Raw genomic sequence first — 16,543 nt, 5'->3', positions numbered from 1 at the left:
GCCGACTCGCAAAAAGGGCTCCATCGAGGCATGGTGACGACCATCGGAGGATGGGAGTCGCCGTGCAATTCTGGAGTTCGAAACTGCGCCTGGGCACGCTGCTCGTGTCCGTGGCGCTGGGGACGACCGCCGTCTGCGGAGCGGGGTCGTCCGCCGCGTCCACACCGGACTACTCGAAGGCGGAAAGCACTTTCGCCGGTTCGCAGATCGCCGCCGTCGAGGGCAAGGGCGATCCGCCCCGGTACAACGCGGATTCCGGCGCGCTGGGGCACGACGTCAGCGGGCACCAGGGTGACGTGAACTGGCCGAGCGCCTGGGGCGCCGGCGGCCGGTTCGTCTACGTCAAGGCCACCGAGGGCACCGGGTTCATCAACAAGCGTTTCACCCAGCAGTACAACGGTTCCTACAACATCGGGATGATCCGCGGCGCCTACCACTTCGCGCGCCCGGACGTCTCCGGCGGCCGCGAGCAGGCCGAGTACTTCCTCGCCCACGGTGGCGGCTGGACCCCGGACGGGCGGACGCTGCCCGGGGCGCTCGACGTGGAGTACAACCCGTACGGCGAGGCCTGCTACGGCCTCGACGCCAAGCGCATGGGCGAGTGGATCCGGGACTTCTCGGACGCCTACCACGCCCGCACCGGCCGCTTCCCGGTCATCTACACCTCGACGAACTGGTGGAACAAGTGCACCGGGAACAACGCGGGGTTCGGGCAGAACAATCCGTTGTGGATAGCCCGCTACCAGCCGACCGTCGGCCCGCTGCCCGCCGGGTGGTCGCGCCAGTTCATCTGGCAGTTCGCCGACTCGGGGGTGCTGCCGGGCGATCAGAACCTGTTCAACGGGCCGCTGGACCAGGTCAAGGGTTTCGCCACGAACAACTGACGTCGTAATCCGGTCGAGTTACTACGAAAGTCGGTCCGTCGCCGACGACATGCGGGAATCACCCACCTGTCATCCGAAATTCACGGGATTTGGTGACAAAGCGGCAAGTCGTCATCAAGAATCACGGCCTGGACGGTCTCCCTGCAACCAAGACCGTCCTCCGCGAGGGCAATGGAAAGGACTCGGGTATGTCTGCTCCACGCAAGAGATGGTGGCGGTTCGCCACGTCCGCCGCCGCCGCGTCGGTCGCCGTGCTCGTGCTCGGCGCCCTGGCCCCGGCCGGCGCGGCTCCGGCCACCGTCGACGGGATGCCGGTCGACGACTACGTCGCTCGTTACGATCACCCGATGGGTTCGCAGATCGCGCGCGTCGAGGGCGATCACTCGACCGCGGAGACGCAGGCCGCCGCCGCCGGCGACACCGCGGCGGCGGCGACGGTGGAGGGCATCGACGTCAGCGGCCACCAGGGCAACGTCGACTGGGCGAACTACTGGGGCCAGGGCAAGCGGTTCGCCTACGTCAAGGCGACCGAGGGCACGTACTACACCAACCCGTACTTCGCGCAGCAGTACAACGGCTCCTACAACATCGGCATGATCCGCGGCGCCTACCACTTCGCCACCCCGGACACGGCGTCCGGCGCCGCGCAGGCCAACTACTTCGTCGACCACGGCGGGGGCTGGTCGGCGGACGGCAAGACGCTGCCGGGCGCGCTGGACATGGAGTACAACCCGTACGGCTCGACCTGTTACGGGTTGTCGAAGAGCGCGATGACCGCGTGGATCAAGGACTTCAGTGACACCTACCACGCCCGCACCGGGCGGTACCCGGTGATCTACACCAGCACGAACTGGTGGAGCCAGTGCGTCGACGGGGCGTTCGCGGCGACGAACCCGCTGTGGATCGCGCGCTACGCCTCGACGGTGGGAACCCTGCCGCACAACTGGAGTTTCCACACGTTCTGGCAGTACTCGTCGAGCCCGATCGACCAGAACACCTTCAACGGCGCGTACGACCGGCTGCAGGTGCTCGCCACCTCGAAGGGCTGACCGCGAGGGGGCTCCCGCCCGTCCGTGGTGGGAGTCTCCTTCGCTTTTGTCGGAGTCGCCAGGCACAATGCCCGTGATCAGTGCGATGTCCGGGCGTGGGGGAACCAGGTTCGGCGCCGATACGTCCGAGCAGGGCGTAGCGATCCAGGAAGGGCGACGTCGATGACCTACCCACCGCAGCCGGGACAGCCGGATTACGGTCAGCAACCAGATCCGTACGGCCAGCAGCAGGGCGGCTACCCGCAGTCCGGGGGCTTTCCGCAGCAGGGTGGGCAGTACGGCGGCCAGCAGTACCCGGGCCAGCAGCCCTACGGCCAGCCCGAGTACGGCCAGCAGCCCGGTTACGGGCAGCAGCCGGGCTACGGCCAGCAGTACCCGGGCTACGACCCGAACTACCCGCAGACCGCGCAGTTCGGCTACGGTGGCCCGCCGCCCGGTGGTGGCGGCAGCAAGAAGGGCCTGTGGATCGGCCTGTCGGTCGGTCTCGTCGTCGTGCTGGCGGCGCTGGGCATCACCGGGTTCTGGGTGCCGGGCTTCTTCCTCGGCGACAAGGAGGAGGGTCCCCAGGCGGTCGCCCAGCAGGTGATCGACGGGATCAAGAACCACGACAAGAACGCGCTCAACGCGTTGAAGTGCGCGGACGCGGACCGGTCGGTCACGGCGGCGATCGAGGACGTCAACGACGTCGACAGCATCACGATGGGCAAGGTCACCGAGAACGGCGACACCGCGACCGTCGAGTTCACCGCGACCGCGGGCGGCGAGGACGGCACCGGCACCGGCACCTTGGCGAAGGTCAACGGCAAGTGGTGCTGGAAGGACCTGGAGACCAGGGCGTCCGGCAGCGGCGGTTCGACCCGCACGTCCACCTCGCGCTCGTCGAGCAGCCGCACCCCGACGTCGTCCAGCAGCTCGTCGTCGACCGGGGGCACCGGCGGCAGCAACGGCAAGGCGATGGTCGAGGACTTCCTGGCCAAGATGGCCGCCGGTGACGTCAACGGCGTGACCTCGCTGGTCTGCTCCGACGCGACGCAGGACAACAAGGACGACGCGCGGGAGGCCGCCGAGAAGCGCGCCAACGTGACGCCGACCTACGACAGCGCCACGGACACCATGGTGTCCGGCGACCTGACCGGCACGCAGCAGGGCGAGCAGGTCACCGGCCTGTTCTTCGCGGAGAACTTCGACGGCGAGGGCTTCTGCGTCTCGGTGTTCGGGGTGTTCTAGCCGGATCGGCGGCCGAGGCCGGGGCGCCTCGGCCGCATGATCAGCGCCGCGACGTAGTACGTGCAGGGCGTCGCGGCGTGGTTGGCGTAGGAGAGGGTGACGTCTGCCGGCAGGTAGAGGCTGTCACCCTCTTCCAGTTCCAGGGTGTCCTCGTCGATCGTCAGCGTGAGGACGCCGGACTGCACGTAGATGAACTCGTGCGAGCCCGCCGCGTAGGGCGGGTAGGTGCCGGCCTCGCAGCCGGCGGGCAGCGTCGAGCGGATCCACTCGAAGTTCACCCCCGGCACGACGGGGGTGAGGATGGTCCGCTGCCACCCGCCCGGCTCGTCGACCACGTCCTGGTCCGCGGCCCGGCGCACGATCATCCGCGGCGGCTCGGTGAGCAGGTCCGACAGCGGCAGCCCGAGCCCCTGCGCGATCCGGTCCAGCACCACGACGGTCGGCGCCTTCGAGCCCCGTTCGACCGCGGACAACATGCTGACGCTGACCCCCGACCGGTCGGCGAGCCCCTGCAGGGTCATGCCACGCCCGGTGCGGGCGGTCTGAATGCGCGTGCCCAGTGCGCCGAGATCCATGTACCCTATAGTAGTGCTCGATTCTCCTATAGTAAAAGCGGCGGGGGTGGCCGACCTGCCGGCGATCGCCGCGATTTACGAGGGTTACGTGCGCACCAGCACCGCGACGTTCGAGCTGGAGCCGCCGGACCTGGCCGAGTGGACCCGCCGCTTCACCGCCATCACCGACGCGGGCCTGCCGTTCCTGGTGGCCGAAGTGGACGGTCGTGTCGCCGGCTACGCGTACTGCTCGCCGTGGAAGACGCGCCCGGCCTACCGCCGCACGGCGGAGAACTCGATCTACCTCGCCCCGTGGTCGACGGGCCGCGGCGTGGGCGGCGCACTGCTGGACGCGCTCCTGTCCCGCTGCCGGGAGAACGGAATCCGCGAGGTGATCGCGGTGATCGCCGACCCGGAGCGCAACCCGGCCTCACCCGCGCTGCACCGCCGCCGCGGCTTCGCCGACGTCGGGGTGCTGCGCAACGTCGGCTACAAGCACGACCGCTGGCTCGACACGCTCCTGCTGCAGAAGAGCCTGATCTAGAGTTCCGATGCTGGGGGCCGCTGCGCTGGCGTGGTTCTGCCGCCCGTGGCGAACGCGGTGCGGCTGAACGACACGCGGGTCGGGGAACGGTCTGGGGGGCCGACGCGGCGCCGGTTGGAGCTGCGCCGAACGCCGTCATGGTTTCGTCGAGTCGGTGAAACTCCGCGGCGACGAAACCGACGAGGCCGAGGCCCGACGGGAGGAGGTGGTCCGGGTCGCCGCGCAGCGGCTCATCCGGGACCTGCTCCCGAAGCGCGCCGACGCGGCGCCGACGTTCGACCTGGACCTGTCCGGGGCCAGGACGAACCGCCTCGACCTTTCCGGCCGGGTCATCGGGCGGCTGCTGATGCAGCGCGCGCAACTACTGCACCGCACGGACTTCAGCGGCACCGAGTTTCGCGGCCGCGTCTACTTCACCTGCGCGGAACCGCGCGGCCCGGTCACCTTCGCCGGCGCGGTCTTCCGGGAACGCGCCGGGTTCGACGGCATGCGCTCGGCGAACGAGGTGGACTTCACGCACGCCGAGTTCCGGCGCGGCGCGACCGTCGACGGCGCCGAGTTCGCGGGCGCCACCGCCTTGCGGCAGTAGCGCCCGCTGAACCGTCAGTCGAACAGCTTCGGGAGCGTGCTCTCGAACGCGTCGCGCAGTTCTTCCATCCCGAAGGTCGCCACGCCCTGGATCTCCAGGCCGCCCGCCTCCGGGTCCACGACGCCCGCCTTGCGCCAGGGAAGCCCGCGGGCCGTGCACATCTCCGTGAACCGCAGCTCCTCGGTCCGCGGCACCGCCACCAGGACCCGCCCGGTGGACTCCGAGAACAGCTGCACGAACGGGTCGGCGTCCTCGTCGAGCAGGGCCCGCGCGCCGCACTGGCCGATCAGCACCATCTCCACCAGGGCCTGCGCCAGGCCGCCGTCGGAGAGGTCGTGTGCGGCCGAGATCATCCCGTCCCGCGAACCGGCGACCAGGATCTCCGCCAGCAGCCGCTCGCGCTCCAGGTCCACCTTCGGCGGCAGCCCACCCAGGTGCCCGTGGATCACGTGCGCCCACGCCGAACCGCCGAACTCGTCGTGCGTCTCGCCGAGCAGCAGCAGCGTCTCGCCCGCCTCGGCGCCGATCCCGGTCGGGATGCGCCGCCGCACGTCGTCGATCACGCCGAGCACACCGACCACCGGCGTCGGCAGGATCGCCGTCTCACCGGTCTGGTTGTAGAAGCTCACGTTGCCGCCGGTCACCGGGATGCCGAGCTGCGCGCAACCGTCGGCGATGCCGTGCACGGCCTGCTCGAACTGCCACATCACACCCGGGTCCGTGGGCGCGCCGAAGTTCAGGCAGTCCGTCACCGCCAGCGGGGTGGCGCCCGTCGTCGCCACGTTGCGGTACGCCTCGGCCAGCGCGATCTGCGCCCCTGCGTACGGGTCGAGGTACACGAACCGGCTGTTGCAGTCCGTCGACACCGCGACACCGCGCCCGGTCTCCTCGTCGATGCGGATCATGCCGCCGTCCGACGGCTGCGACAGCACCGTGTTGCCGCGCACGTACCGGTCGTACTGGTCGGTCACCCACTCCTTCGACGCCTGGTTCGGCGACGAGACCACCTTCAGCAGCGTCTCCCGCAGCTCGTCCGGAGTGGACGGACGGTGCAGCTTCTCCGGCGTGTCCGCCTGCAGCTCGTCCTGAGTGGACGGACGGGCGACCGGCCGGTCGTACACCGGGCCCTGGTGCGCCACGGTGCGCGGCGGCACGTCCACCACGGTCTCGCCGTGCCAGGTGACCACCAGGTGGTCACCGTCGGTGACCTCGCCGATGACGGTGGCGATGACGTCCCACTTCGCGCACACCGCGAGGAAGGCGTCCACCTTGGACGGTTCGACGACCGCGCACATCCGCTCCTGCGACTCGCTGGAGAGGATCTCCGCCGGGGTCATGCCCTCGGCGCGCAGCGGCACCTTGTCCAGCTCGACGTGCATGCCGCCGTCGCCGGCCGCGGCCAGCTCCGACGTCGCGCAGGACAGGCCCGCGCCGCCGAGGTCCTGGATACCCACCACGAGCTTCTGCTGGAACAGCTCCAGGCAGCACTCGATGAGCACCTTCTCGGTGAACGGGTCGCCGACCTGGACGCTCGGCAGCTTCTTGCGGCCGCCGGAGTTCTCGTCGCCGGAGAAGGTGTCGCTGGCCAGCACCGACACGCCGCCGATGCCGTCCAGACCGGTCCGCGCGCCGAACAGGATGATCTTGTTGCCGGTGCCGGACGCGAACGCCAGGTGCAGGTCCTCGGTGCGCATCGCGCCCACGCACAGCGCGTTCACCAGTGGGTTGCCCGCGTAGCTGGCGTCGAAGGCGACCTCGCCGCCGATGTTGGGCAGGCCGAGGCAGTTGCCGTACCCGGCGACGCCGGCCACGACACCCGGCAGCACGCGGCGGGTGTCCGGCGCGTCGGCCGGGCCGAAGCGCAGCGAGTCGGCCACCGCGAGCGGCCGCGCGCCCATCGCCAGGATGTCGCGCACGATGCCGCCGACACCCGTCGCGGCGCCCTGGTAGGGCTCCACATAGGACGGATGGTTGTGGCTCTCGACCTTGAAGGTGACCGCCCAGCCGTCACCGATGTCGACGACACCGGCGTTCTCGCCGATCCCGGCGAGCATCTTCGAGCGCATCTCCTCGGTGGTGGTCTCGCCGAAGTAGCGCAGGTGCTTCTTCGACGACTTGTACGAGCAGTGCTCGCTCCACATCACCGAGTACATGGCCAGTTCGGCGTCCGTCGGCCGCCTGCCCAGGATCTCGCGGATGCGCGCGTACTCGTCGTCGGCGAGCCCGAGCTCGCGGTAGGGCTGCGGGAGGTCCGGCGTTTCCGCGGCCCGCTCGGTCGTGTCGATGGCCAGGGTGTCGGTCACGGCCTCCAGGGTACTTGCAGCGCTCTGACCGGCAGAAAATCGGTCGCGTGAGGTGAGCTGGGGCACTTACCGTCTGTTGTCATGCGCCTCCCGTCCCGGCTCACGCCACTGCGATTCCTGGGCGCGCTCCTGCGGGCGCGGCCGTGGCTCGCCGTGTCCGCGTGCGTCCTGGGCGCGCTGTGGCTGCTGCCCGGCGCGCTGCTGCCGCTCGTGATCGGCGGGGTGGTCGAGGACATCCGCGCGGGCGAGGAGCTGCTCGGCGGGGTCGGCCTCGTCGTGTTGCTCGGCGTGGCGCAGGCGGTGTGCGCAGGCGCGCTGATCTTCGCCGTGCACACCATGTGGATCCACGGCGCGGCGATGACGCAGCGTGCGGTCGTCGAGCACACCGCGCGGCTCGGCGCGTCGCTGCGCCCGCAGGCCGGGACCGGTGACGTGATGGCGGTGTCCTCCTCGGACATCAACCACATCGGCAACGTGTTCGAGGTGACCGGCCGGCTGTTCGGCTCGGTGGTGGCCTTCCTCACCGTCAGCCTGGTGCTGATCGGCATGTCGCCGCTGCTGGGCGTGATCGCGCTGGTCGGGGTCCCGCTCGCGACGCTGAGCATGGGCAAGCTGGTCGCGCCGCTGCAGCGCCGCAAGGGCGTGCAGCGCGAGGAGCTGTCCAGCGTGAACGCGCTGGCCGCGGACATCGTGTCGGGCCTGCGGATCCTCCGCGGCGTCGGCGGCGAGCAGCAGTTCCTCGGCCGGTTCCGCGGCGCCAGCCAGCGGGTCCGGCGCGCGGGCGTCGAGGTGGCGCGCAGCGAGTCGTGGCTGGTGGGCGCCGAGGTGCTGCTGCCCGGCCTGGTCACCGTGGCGATCACCTGGGTCGGCGCGCGGTTCGTCGCGGCGGGCACGATCAGCGTCGGCGAGCTGGTGGCGTTCTACTCCTCGTCGGTGTTCCTGGTGGTGCCGGTGAGCACGGCGACCGAGTTCACCGCCGCGTTCTCCTCGGCGATGGTGTCGGCGAAGAAGGTCTGCGGCGTGCTGAGCCTGCGGCCGCTGCTGTCCGAGCCGGACGCGCCGGTCGCGCTGCCGGACGGGCCGCTGGAGCTGCACGACACGACCTCCGGTTTCACCGCGGTGGCCGGGAAGCTGACCGTCGTGGACGCCGGCCCGGAGGCCGAGGCGCTGGCCGCGCGGCTGGCCCGGTTCGCCGACCCTGAGCCCGGCGAGCGGGTGCTCGTGTCCGGCGTGCCCGCCGACCACGTGGCGCTGGCCGAACTCCGGGCGCGCGTGGTCTACGCGCACAACCAGGACCTGTGGTTCTCCGGCATCCTGCGGGACCAGCTGATCCCGGCCGAGCGGGCGGAGGTCGCGTTGTGGGCCGCCGACGCCGAGGACATCGTCGAAGGCCTGCCGAACGGGCTCGACGAGCTGATCGGCGAGCGGGGCCGCGAGGTGTCCGGCGGCCAGCGGCAGCGGCTGAACCTCGCCCGCGCGCTGGCACTGGACGCCGACACCCTGCTGCTCGACGAACCGACCTCGGCCGTCGACGCGCACACCGAGGCCCGCATCACCGAGCGGGTCACCGAGCTGCGCCGCGGCCGCACGACCGTCGTCTTCACGGAAAGTCCACTGTGGAAAGCGGTGGCGGACGAGGTGATCACATGCGTTTCAAGCTAGTGCTCGCGACCGGCGCCGAGGCCCGGCGCTGGGCGCGGGACCTGCTGCGCGTGAACCGCCGCGAGTTCGGCGTCGTGATCGGGCTGTTCGGCCTGGCCACGATCGCCGGGCTGGCCGGCCCGCAGATCCTCGGGCGCCTGGTGGACCTCGCGGTGGCCGGGGACAGCCGGATCGACCTGCTCGCGCTCGCGTTCGTGGTGATCCTGGTGGTGCAGGCGGTGCTGAAGCGGCTCGCCCGCTTCCGCGCCGGGATGCTCGGCGAGCGCGTGCTGGCCGAGACCCGCGAGGGGTTCGTCGAGCGCGCGCTGCGGCTGCCGCTGGGCACGGTCGAGGCGGCAGGCACCGGTGACCTGATCAGCCGCGCGACCACGGACGCCGACCGGATCGACTTCTCGGTCCGCAACGCGATCCCGGAGATCTCGATCGCGCTGATCACGATCGTGCTGACGGTCGCGGGGATGATCGTCACCTCGCCGCTGCTGTCGCTCGGGCTGCTGGTCGCGGTGCCGATCGTGGTGTTCACGATGCGCTGGTACGTCCGGCGCGCGCCGCGGATCGTCGAGGAGATGCTCGACCAGTGGTCGGAGGTGCAGTCGAGCCTGCACGAGACCACTGAGGGCGCTCGCACGGCGGAGGCGCTCGGGCTGACCGGGCGGCGGATCGCGCTCGGGAACCGCACGCTGGCCGGGGCGATCCGCGGCGAGCAGCGGCTGCGCGGGGTGACCGTCGGGTGGCTGCCGTGGATGCAGATCGCGCAGGTCACGCCGGTGGCGGCGGTGCTGCTGCTCGGCGGCTGGGCGTACGGCGAGGGCCTGGTCGGGCTGGGCACGATCACCACGATGGTGGTGTACGTGCAGGCGCTGGCCGGGCCGCTCGAAGAGGCGATGTGGTGGGTCGAGGACCTGCAGGTGTCCGGCACCGCGCTGCGCCGGGTTCTGGGAGTTCGCGGTGAGGCTGAGCGGGCCGGCGGACCGGAGCCGCGTGGTCAGGAGATCGTGGTGCGCGACGTGCACTACGGCTACTCGGCAGGCCGCGAGGTGCTGCACGGCATCGACCTGCGGGTGCCGCCGGGGCAGCGGCTGGCGATCGTCGGCCCGTCCGGTGCCGGCAAGTCGACGCTCGGCAGGCTGCTGGCCGGGGTCGCCGCGCCCGGTTCGGGTTCGGTGACGATCGGCGGCGCGGAGGTGTCCGAGCTGGCCGAGGACGTGCTGCGCGGCGAGGTGCTGCTGCTGACCCAGGAACACCACGTGTTCTCCGGGACGCTGCGGGAGAACCTGACGCTGCCTGCGGGTTCGTGGCCGGACGAGGAGCTGGTGCGCGCGCTGGCCGCGGTCGGGCTGCGCGACTGGTTCGGCGGGCTGCCGGACGGCCTGGAGACGAAGCTCGGCTCGGGCGCGCTGGCCGTGCCCGCCGCGACCGCGCAGCAGCTCGCGCTGGCGCGGGTCGTGCTGGCCGACCCGCACACGGTGGTGCTCGACGAGGCGACGTCGTTGCTGGACACCTCGTCGGCGCGTCACCTGGAGCGGTCGCTGAGCGGGGTGCTGGACGGCCGGACCGTGATCGCGATCGCGCACCGGCTGCACACCGCGGCGGCGGCCGACCGGGTCGCGGTGCTGGAGGCCGGGCGGATCACCGAGCTGGGCACGCACGCCGAACTGCTCGCCGCGAACGGCCCGTACTCGCGCCTGGTCACGGCCGCGCACGTGGGCTGAGGTTTCCCCGGAGGCGGGCGCCTCCGGGGACCATCAGGCCTTGACGAGGCTGTCGACCAAGCTGAGGAACATCCCCAGCCCGTCGTCGCTGGGGCCGGTGAGCGCGTCGATCGCGTGCTCGGGGTGCGGCATCAGGCCGACGACGCGGCCGTTGGCGCTGCAGATGCCCGCGATGTCGTCACGCGAGCCGTTCGGGTTTTCGCCGACGTAGCGGAACACCACGCGGCCCTCGCCCTCCAGCTCGTCCAGCGTGGACTGGTCGGCGACGTAGCCGCCCTCGCCCGACTTGAGCGGCACCAGGATCTCGGCGCCCGCCTCGTACCGGGTCGTCCACGCCGTGGTGTTGTTCTCCACGCGCAGCCACTGGTCGCGGCACACGAAGTGCAGCTTCTTGTTGCGCACCAGCGCGCCCGGCAGCAGCCCGGCCTCGCACAGGATCTGGAACCCGTTGCAGATGCCGAGCACCGGCATGCCGCCCTTGGCCGCGTCGACGACCGACGACATCACCGGGGCGAAGCGGGCGATCGCGCCGCAGCGCAGGTAGTCGCCGTAGGAGAAGCCGCCCGGCACGATCACCGCGTCGACGCCGCGCAGGTCCTCGTCGGCGTGCCACAGGTTGACGGCCTCCGCGTCGGCGTAGCGGGCGGCGCGGACCGCGTCCACGTCGTCCAGGGTGCCGGGGAAGGTGATGACCCCGATCTTCACGAGAGCCTCCGCACGGTCCACTCCTCGATCACCGGGTTGGCGAGGAAGCCCTCGGCGATCTTGGCGAGCGTCTCGTCGTCGACCGAGTCGTCGACCTCGAGCTCGAAGTGCTTGCCCTGGCGCACCGAGGTGACCCCGGTGAAGCCCAGCCGCGGCAGCGCCCCGGCGACGGCTTGACCTTGCGGGTCGAGGATCTCGGGCTTGGGCATGACGTCAACCACCACACGGGCCACGGCGGGTCGCTCCAGTAATCGCAGGTAGGCGGTACTCCCCGAGTCTAGCCGCGGTCGGCGCCACCCCCGCCCAGGGTGGTGGCGGGTGTGACCTGGATACCTTCTGCGGATGGGAATGACACTGGGGTACGTCGAGGTCACGCCGGAGCGGCTGGACGGCGTGATGGGTGACAGCGAGCAGGCCGAAGAGCTGTACGACGAGCTCAGCGACGACGAGACCGCCCGCGACGCCTTCATCGAGAAGGCCTGGGACGGCATCCAGTACCTCCTCGACGAGGCGGGCGTCGGGGTGGAGCTGCGCATGGACGGCGACCCGATCGAGCACGACGGCGACGAGTTCAACGGGTTCCCGCCGGAGGTGGTCAAGAGCATCGCCGAGTCGCTGAACGCCGCGCCGTTCGAGCGGCTCGCCGAGCACTACGACCCCGCCGACATGATGGCCCGCGGGATCTACCCGCGAATCTGGGACACCCACCCCGCCGAGGAGCTGGAGTACCTCTCGGAGAACTACGCGAAGCTGCGGGAGTTCTTCGACGCGGTCGCCCGCGACGGCAACGCCGCCATCGGCTGCTTCTCCTTCTAACCGGTCAGCACCTTCGCGGTGTCCGCGCGGCGGCGCAGCACCCGGCGCAGCCCGTACGTGCCGATCAAGCCGAGCACGGACACCGCGATCAGGAAGTACAGGCCGGTCGCGGCGGAACCGGTGGCGTCCACGATGGCCGCGATGCCCATCGGGCCGAAGCCGCCGCCGAGGTTGCCGATGCCGTTGATCGCGGCGATGCCCGCGGCCGCGGTCGCCCCGGCGAGGAACTTCGGCACCAGGCCCCACATCACCGGCTGGGCCGCGTAGCCGCCGATCGACGCGACGCACAGCCCGATCATCTGCAGCCACGGGGCGCTCGCGGTCGCGGCGACGACGAACCCGGCGATCGAGAAGCCGAGCATCAACGCGAGCCAGCCGAAGGGCGCCTCGCGCCGGTTGGCCAGTCGCGGCACCACGAGAAGACCAGCCATGACGCACACGTACGGGATCGCCGACACCGCACCGACTCCGAACCCGGACAGGTCGCCGAAGCCCTTGACGATCGTCGGCAGCCAGAACGCGAGCCCGTAGGTGGCCAGCGGGAAGCACAGGAAGAACAGGGCCATCGCCAGCACGCGCGAGTCCTTGAGCACCGCCCACGGGCTGTGCGGCTGGGCGCCGGCCGCCTCGGCCTCGCGGCGCAGCTCGCCGGTCAGCCAGGTGCGCTCGTCGTCGGTCAGCCACTTGGCGGTCTCGGGCGACTTCGGCAGGACCCAGAGCACGATCGGCGTCAGCAGCACGGCGGGGATGCCGGTGGCGACGAAGATCCACTGCCAGCCCTCCAGGCCGAGGACGCCGTGCAGGTCGTTCAGCGCGCCCATCGCCGGGTTGCCGATGATGAACGACACCGGGCCGGCCAGCATGAACAGTCCGATCGCCTTGCTGCGGTGGCTCTCCGGGAACCAGCGGGTCAGGTAGTAGATGACGCCGGGGAAGAACCCGGCCTCGGCCGCCCCGAGCGCGAACCGCGCCAGGTAGAACTGCCAGGTGGTGGACACCAGCGCGGTCGCGACGGTGACCAGGCCCCAGGTGAGCATGATCCGGGCGATCCACCGGTTCGCGCCGTAGCGGTGCAGGGCGAGGTTGCTCGGCACCTCCAGCAGCGCGTAGGCGACGAAGAAGAACACCTGGCCGAGCGTGTAGACGGTCGCCGACAGGCCGAGCTCGGACTGCAGGGTCAGCTTCGCGAACCCGACGTTGGACCGGTCGATGTAGGCGATCACGTACAGCAGCCCGAGGAAGGGCAGCAGGCGCAGGGTGATCTTGCGCAGGATGGCTGGGGGCACGGGTGACTCCGTTGTCTGCTCGTCCGATATCTCGGATGACGTTCGGCCCTCCGAACCTAAAGTCGGGATTCGGGCGATGTCAACCGTCTTGACCGCGGTTCGGCCAGCGCCTAACGTCGTCCGGGACTACGAACCGCATCCGAAATTTCGAACAACGGTGGTGAACCGTGGACAGAACCCGCGACTTCCTGCGCACCCTGGGCCTGCCGCCCGGCGACCCGGGTGAGCTGCCGACGAGCCCCAAGCGGTTCCCGGACGGCGCCCAGTACCGGGTGGAGATCCCGAGCGTCGAGGGACCGGAGGCGCTGGAAGCCGTCTACGCCGAGGCCGACGCGCGCGGGGTCGTGGTGCACCGCGTCTCGCAGGGCAGCGGCGGCATGCTGCTGACGCGGCCGGAACTGGCCGCGATGGCCGACCTCGCGCGGGCGCGCGAGGTCGAGGTGAGCCTGTTCGCCCGCCCGGTCGCCGGGTGGGACACCGGCGCCGCGTCCCTGGCGCCCGGCGGTGGGCCGTTCGCCGCGCAGGCGCGGGGCGCCGAGCAGCTGGTCCACGTGCTGGAGGACATCCGCCGCACCGCCGAGGCCGGGATCCGCAGCGTGCTGGTCACCGACCTCGGCGTGCTGAGCGTCGCCGACCGCATGCGCGCGGCCGGGGAGCTGCCCGTCGACATGCGGTTCAAGGTCAGCGTGCAGATGGGCCTGGCCAACCCGGCGTCGATCCGGCTCGCCGAACAGGCCGGGGCCACCACCTACAACGTGCCGACCGACCTGAGCCTGGCCCAGCTCGCCGCGATCCGCGCGGCCGTCGACCTGCCGCTGGACGTCTACATCGAGGCGCCCGACGATCTCGGCGGGTTCGTCCGGCACTTTGAGATCGCCGAGATCGTGCGGGTCGCCGCGCCGGTCTACCTCAAGTTCGGGCTGCGCAACGCGCCGAACATCTACCCCAGCGGAACGCACCTGACGCCGACCGCGGTCGCGCTGGTGCGCGAGCGGGTGCGTCGTGCTGAGATCGGCCTCGAACTGCTCCACCGGCACGCGCCGGAGGCCGTCGGCTCGGCCCTGCCTGCCGCCGACCTCGCCGTGCCCGCCACCGTCGCGGAGGTGACCCGATGAGCTTGGACGACATCCTCGAAGCGGCCGCCGACGCCGCCCGGTCGTGGGCGCGCGCCGATCGCGCCGCGGCGTTGCGGAAGGTCGCGGACGGCATCGACGCCGCCGCGGACGAACTCGTGCCGATCGCGCAGGAAGAGACCCACATCCCGGAGGCGCGGCTGCGTGGCGAGGTCGTGCGCACCAGCTTCCAGCTCCGATTGCTGGCCGACGAGGTCCAGCCGCGCACGGTCGTCGACGAGGCGGACCCCTCGTGGCCGCCCGCGCCGCGGCCGAAGCTGGTGCTGACCCACCGTCCGATCGGGCCGGTGCTGGTGTTCGCGGCGTCCAACTTCCCGTTCGCGTTCTCGGTCGCGGGCGGGGACACCGCGTCGGCGCTCGCGGCGGGCTGCCCGGTGGTGCTCAAGGCGCACCCCGGTCACCCGCGGCTGTCCGACGCGACCGGCGAGATCGTGCGGGCCGCGCTGCCGGAGGGCGTGTTCGCGTTGATCCACAGCGAGGAGGACGGCCGGGCCGCGCTGACCGATCCCCGCGTCCGCGCGGCGGCCTTCACCGGTTCGCCGACCGCTGGGCGGGCGCTGTACGACCTGGCGGTGTCGCGGCCGGATCCGATCCCGTTCTACGGCGAGCTCGGCAGCGTGAACCCGGTGTTCGTCACCGAGGCGGCGGCGCGGGCGCGTGGCGCGGAGATCGCGGCCGGGTACGTGGACTCGTTCACGATGGGCGCTGGTCAGCTGTGCACGAAGCCCGGGCTGTTCGTGGTCCCGGCCGGGTCCGGGATCGGTGAGGCGGCGGCCGAGCGGGTGCGCCAGGTGGCTGCCGCGCCGCTGCTCAACGAGCGCATCGCGAGCGGTTACGCGGCCGTGCTGGGCCGGCTGGTCGGGCACGCCGAGGTGCGCACGCTGGTCGACGGGGGCGAGGCGCCCACGCTGCTGGCCACGACAGCGAAGGCGCTGCTGGAGCACGGCGAGGCGCTTCGCACCGAGTGCTTCGGGCCGGCTTCGCTGGTGGTGGAGTACTCGACCGAATCCGAAATGCTGGACGTCGTCCGGTCCCTCGACGGGCAGCTCACCGGAACCGTGCAGGCGGAGGACGACGACCCGGTGGCGGCCGAACTGGTCGACGAGCTGGCCGAGCACGTGGGGCGCGTGGTGTGGAACGGCTGGCCGACCGGGGTGGCCGTGACGCGCGCGATGCACCACGGCGGCCCGTACCCGGCGACCACGGCGCCGCTGCACACCTCGGTCGGCACGGCGGCCGTGGACCGGTTCCGGCGCCCGGTCGCGTTCCAGAACGTGCCGGATCGGGTGCTGGGCCTATAGCTCCGGAGGGCGGCCGCCGAGGCGCTGAGAGAGCTCGGCTGCGCCCTCGCGCACGAGCTTTTCCCAGCGGCGCCAGGATTCCTGGTCGTGGCGCGAGGTCGGGATGGAAATGCTCATCGCGGCGACCCATTCGCCGCGCGAGTCCACCACCGGGGCGGCCACGCAACCGGCGTCCGGATTGGACTCGCTCCGCTCGTGCGCGACGCCGGTCACGCGGACCGCGTCCAGCTGGGCGAGCAGCTCCGGGCGGGACGTGATGCTGTGCTCGGTGAGCGCGGTCAGCCGGTGCCCCTTGAGGCGGCGGCTGACCTCCTCCCTGGACAGCCCGGCGAGCAGGACCTTGCCCACGGCGGTGCAGTTGGCCGGCAACCTGCGGCCGACCGCGGAGATCAGCCGCACCGAGTGAGTCGAGTCTATTTTGGACACGTAGACGACCTCGAGCCCGTCCAGCACGGCGACGTGCACGGTCTCGTCGCACTGCGCCGCGACCCGCCGGGCCACCGCGTCCGCCTCGACGCCGAACTCCAGCCGCTGCTGGTAGCGCGCGCCCAGTTCGAGCAGCTTCGGCCCGAGGCGGTACATGGTCTCCTCGCCGGCCTGGCGGTCCAGGTACTTCCGGGCGACGAGGGTGGTCAGCAGCTCGTGCGTGGTGGAGCGGGGCAGGCCCAGGCGCTCGACGATCTCGGTCGCGGACAGGCGGACGTGTTCGTCGAGGAACAGTTCCAGGATGTCCGCGGCCCGGAGCACGGCCGGTACGAGACGGGGCATGACCGCACGA

The 16,543-nt window shown here is 71.4% G+C and carries 16 protein-coding genes; 10 read left to right on the top strand and 6 right to left on the bottom strand.

What is annotated here, in order from left to right:
• Nucleotides 1-50 precede the first annotated feature (50 nt).
• The 3 genes from AMY39116_RS0330550 (at nucleotide 51) to AMY39116_RS0330540 (ending at nucleotide 3,160) form a co-directional block, all read left to right on the top strand.
• Nucleotides 51-884, top strand: coding sequence for a lysozyme (locus AMY39116_RS0330550; RefSeq protein ID WP_084506192.1), 834 nt, complete (start codon nucleotides 51-53; stop codon nucleotides 882-884).
• A gap of 188 nt (nucleotides 885-1,072) precedes the next feature.
• Nucleotides 1,073-1,933, top strand: a complete 861-nt coding sequence (locus tag AMY39116_RS0330545) for a lysozyme (protein ID WP_020421411.1) — start codon at nucleotides 1,073-1,075, stop codon at nucleotides 1,931-1,933.
• A gap of 162 nt (nucleotides 1,934-2,095) precedes the next feature.
• On the top strand, nucleotides 2,096-3,160 hold the full coding sequence (locus AMY39116_RS0330540; protein WP_020421410.1) for a hypothetical protein: 1,065 nt from the start codon (nucleotides 2,096-2,098) through the stop codon (nucleotides 3,158-3,160).
• Here AMY39116_RS0330540 and AMY39116_RS0330535 read toward each other — a convergent pair.
• Complete coding sequence (locus AMY39116_RS0330535; RefSeq protein WP_020421409.1) at nucleotides 3,157-3,735, bottom strand: helix-turn-helix domain-containing protein; 579 nt, start codon at nucleotides 3,733-3,735, stop codon at nucleotides 3,157-3,159. The two genes, AMY39116_RS0330540 and AMY39116_RS0330535, sit on opposite strands and share 4 nt — an antisense overlap.
• A 46-nt stretch (nucleotides 3,736-3,781) precedes the next feature.
• Between AMY39116_RS0330535 and AMY39116_RS0330530 the strand changes: the two genes are divergently transcribed.
• Both AMY39116_RS0330530 and AMY39116_RS0330525 read left to right on the top strand, forming a co-directional pair.
• Nucleotides 3,782-4,258 carry a GNAT family N-acetyltransferase gene (locus tag AMY39116_RS0330530; RefSeq protein WP_020421408.1) on the top strand — a complete coding sequence of 159 codons (477 nt, stop codon included), beginning with the start codon at nucleotides 3,782-3,784 and terminating at the stop codon, nucleotides 4,256-4,258.
• A 154-nt stretch (nucleotides 4,259-4,412) separates the two neighbouring features.
• Nucleotides 4,413-4,847: a hypothetical protein gene (locus tag AMY39116_RS0330525; RefSeq protein WP_020421407.1), complete on the top strand. Its 435-nt coding sequence runs from the start codon at nucleotides 4,413-4,415 to the stop codon at nucleotides 4,845-4,847.
• Nucleotides 4,848-4,861: 14 nt separating this feature from the next.
• On the opposite strand, the gene purL is transcribed toward AMY39116_RS0330525, so the two are convergent.
• Nucleotides 4,862-7,150 carry a phosphoribosylformylglycinamidine synthase subunit PurL gene (gene purL / locus AMY39116_RS0330520; RefSeq protein WP_020421406.1) on the bottom strand — a complete coding sequence of 763 codons (2,289 nt, stop codon included), beginning with the start codon at nucleotides 7,148-7,150 and terminating at the stop codon, nucleotides 4,862-4,864.
• Nucleotides 7,151-7,231: 81 nt separating this feature from the next.
• On the opposite strand from purL, the gene AMY39116_RS0330515 reads away from it, so the two are divergent.
• Entirely contained in the window at nucleotides 7,232-8,812 is a 1,581-nt protein-coding gene (locus tag AMY39116_RS0330515) for an ABC transporter ATP-binding protein (RefSeq protein ID WP_020421405.1), read from the top strand.
• Nucleotides 8,797-10,524, top strand: coding sequence for an ABC transporter ATP-binding protein (locus tag AMY39116_RS0330510; protein ID WP_027936353.1), 1,728 nt, complete (start codon nucleotides 8,797-8,799; stop codon nucleotides 10,522-10,524). The genes AMY39116_RS0330515 and AMY39116_RS0330510 overlap by 16 nt, the downstream gene beginning before the upstream one ends.
• Before the next feature lie 33 nt (nucleotides 10,525-10,557).
• Here AMY39116_RS0330510 and purQ read toward each other — a convergent pair whose 3' ends face one another.
• Nucleotides 10,558-11,229 carry a phosphoribosylformylglycinamidine synthase subunit PurQ gene (gene purQ, locus AMY39116_RS0330505; RefSeq protein WP_020421403.1) on the bottom strand — a complete coding sequence of 224 codons (672 nt, stop codon included), beginning with the start codon at nucleotides 11,227-11,229 and terminating at the stop codon, nucleotides 10,558-10,560.
• The gene (gene purS / locus AMY39116_RS0330500) at nucleotides 11,226-11,462 is read right to left on the bottom strand and encodes a phosphoribosylformylglycinamidine synthase subunit PurS (RefSeq protein WP_020421402.1); all 237 of its coding nucleotides are present in this window, start codon (nucleotides 11,460-11,462) and stop codon (nucleotides 11,226-11,228) included. The genes purQ and purS overlap by 4 nt, the downstream gene beginning before the upstream one ends.
• 109 nt (nucleotides 11,463-11,571) lie before the next feature.
• On the opposite strand from purS, the gene AMY39116_RS43895 reads away from it, so the two are divergent.
• Entirely contained in the window at nucleotides 11,572-12,045 is a 474-nt protein-coding gene (locus AMY39116_RS43895) for a YfbM family protein (protein WP_084506191.1), read from the top strand.
• Here AMY39116_RS43895 and AMY39116_RS0330490 read toward each other — a convergent pair.
• Nucleotides 12,042-13,331, bottom strand: coding sequence for an MFS transporter (locus tag AMY39116_RS0330490; protein WP_020421400.1), 1,290 nt, complete (start codon nucleotides 13,329-13,331; stop codon nucleotides 12,042-12,044). The genes AMY39116_RS43895 and AMY39116_RS0330490 overlap by 4 nt on opposite strands.
• A gap of 167 nt (nucleotides 13,332-13,498) precedes the next feature.
• Between AMY39116_RS0330490 and AMY39116_RS0330485 the strand changes: the two genes are divergently transcribed.
• Nucleotides 13,499-14,446 carry a U32 family peptidase gene (locus tag AMY39116_RS0330485; protein ID WP_020421399.1) on the top strand — a complete coding sequence of 316 codons (948 nt, stop codon included), beginning with the start codon at nucleotides 13,499-13,501 and terminating at the stop codon, nucleotides 14,444-14,446.
• On the top strand, nucleotides 14,443-15,765 hold the full coding sequence (locus tag AMY39116_RS0330480; RefSeq protein ID WP_020421398.1) for an aldehyde dehydrogenase (NADP(+)): 1,323 nt from the start codon (nucleotides 14,443-14,445) through the stop codon (nucleotides 15,763-15,765). The genes AMY39116_RS0330485 and AMY39116_RS0330480 overlap by 4 nt, the downstream gene beginning before the upstream one ends.
• On the opposite strand, the gene AMY39116_RS0330475 is transcribed toward AMY39116_RS0330480, so the two are convergent.
• Entirely contained in the window at nucleotides 15,760-16,533 is a 774-nt protein-coding gene (locus tag AMY39116_RS0330475) for an IclR family transcriptional regulator (RefSeq protein ID WP_027936352.1), read from the bottom strand. The genes AMY39116_RS0330480 and AMY39116_RS0330475 overlap by 6 nt on opposite strands.
• Nucleotides 16,534-16,543 lie beyond the last annotated feature (10 nt).

The organism is Amycolatopsis sp. ATCC 39116, assembly GCF_000231075.2.
Classification (GTDB): domain Bacteria; phylum Actinomycetota; class Actinomycetes; order Mycobacteriales; family Pseudonocardiaceae; genus Amycolatopsis_E; species Amycolatopsis_E tucumanensis.
The sequence above is the reverse complement of the archived record's forward strand: the minus strand, read 5'-3'. Positions and strand labels throughout refer to the sequence as shown.

Bases quoted from the DNA above. Each gene is read 5' to 3' on its own strand.
- AMY39116_RS0330515 (WP_020421405.1), top strand. From the start codon at position 7,232: ATGCGCCTCCCGTCCCGGCTCACGCCACTGCGATTCCTGGGCGCGCTC.
- AMY39116_RS0330480 (WP_020421398.1), top strand. From the start codon at position 14,443: ATGAGCTTGGACGACATCCTCGAAGCGGCCGCCGACGCCGCCCGGTCG.
- AMY39116_RS0330510 (WP_027936353.1), top strand. From the start codon at position 8,797: ATGCGTTTCAAGCTAGTGCTCGCGACCGGCGCCGAGGCCCGGCGCTGG.
- AMY39116_RS0330535 (WP_020421409.1), bottom strand. From the start codon at position 3,735: ATGGATCTCGGCGCACTGGGCACGCGCATTCAGACCGCCCGCACCGGG.
- AMY39116_RS0330545 (WP_020421411.1), top strand. From the start codon at position 1,073: ATGTCTGCTCCACGCAAGAGATGGTGGCGGTTCGCCACGTCCGCCGCC.
- AMY39116_RS0330550 (WP_084506192.1), top strand. From the start codon at position 51: ATGGGAGTCGCCGTGCAATTCTGGAGTTCGAAACTGCGCCTGGGCACG.
- AMY39116_RS0330540 (WP_020421410.1), top strand. From the start codon at position 2,096: ATGACCTACCCACCGCAGCCGGGACAGCCGGATTACGGTCAGCAACCA.
- AMY39116_RS43895 (WP_084506191.1), top strand. From the start codon at position 11,572: ATGGGAATGACACTGGGGTACGTCGAGGTCACGCCGGAGCGGCTGGAC.
- AMY39116_RS0330475 (WP_027936352.1), bottom strand. From the start codon at position 16,533: ATGCCCCGTCTCGTACCGGCCGTGCTCCGGGCCGCGGACATCCTGGAA.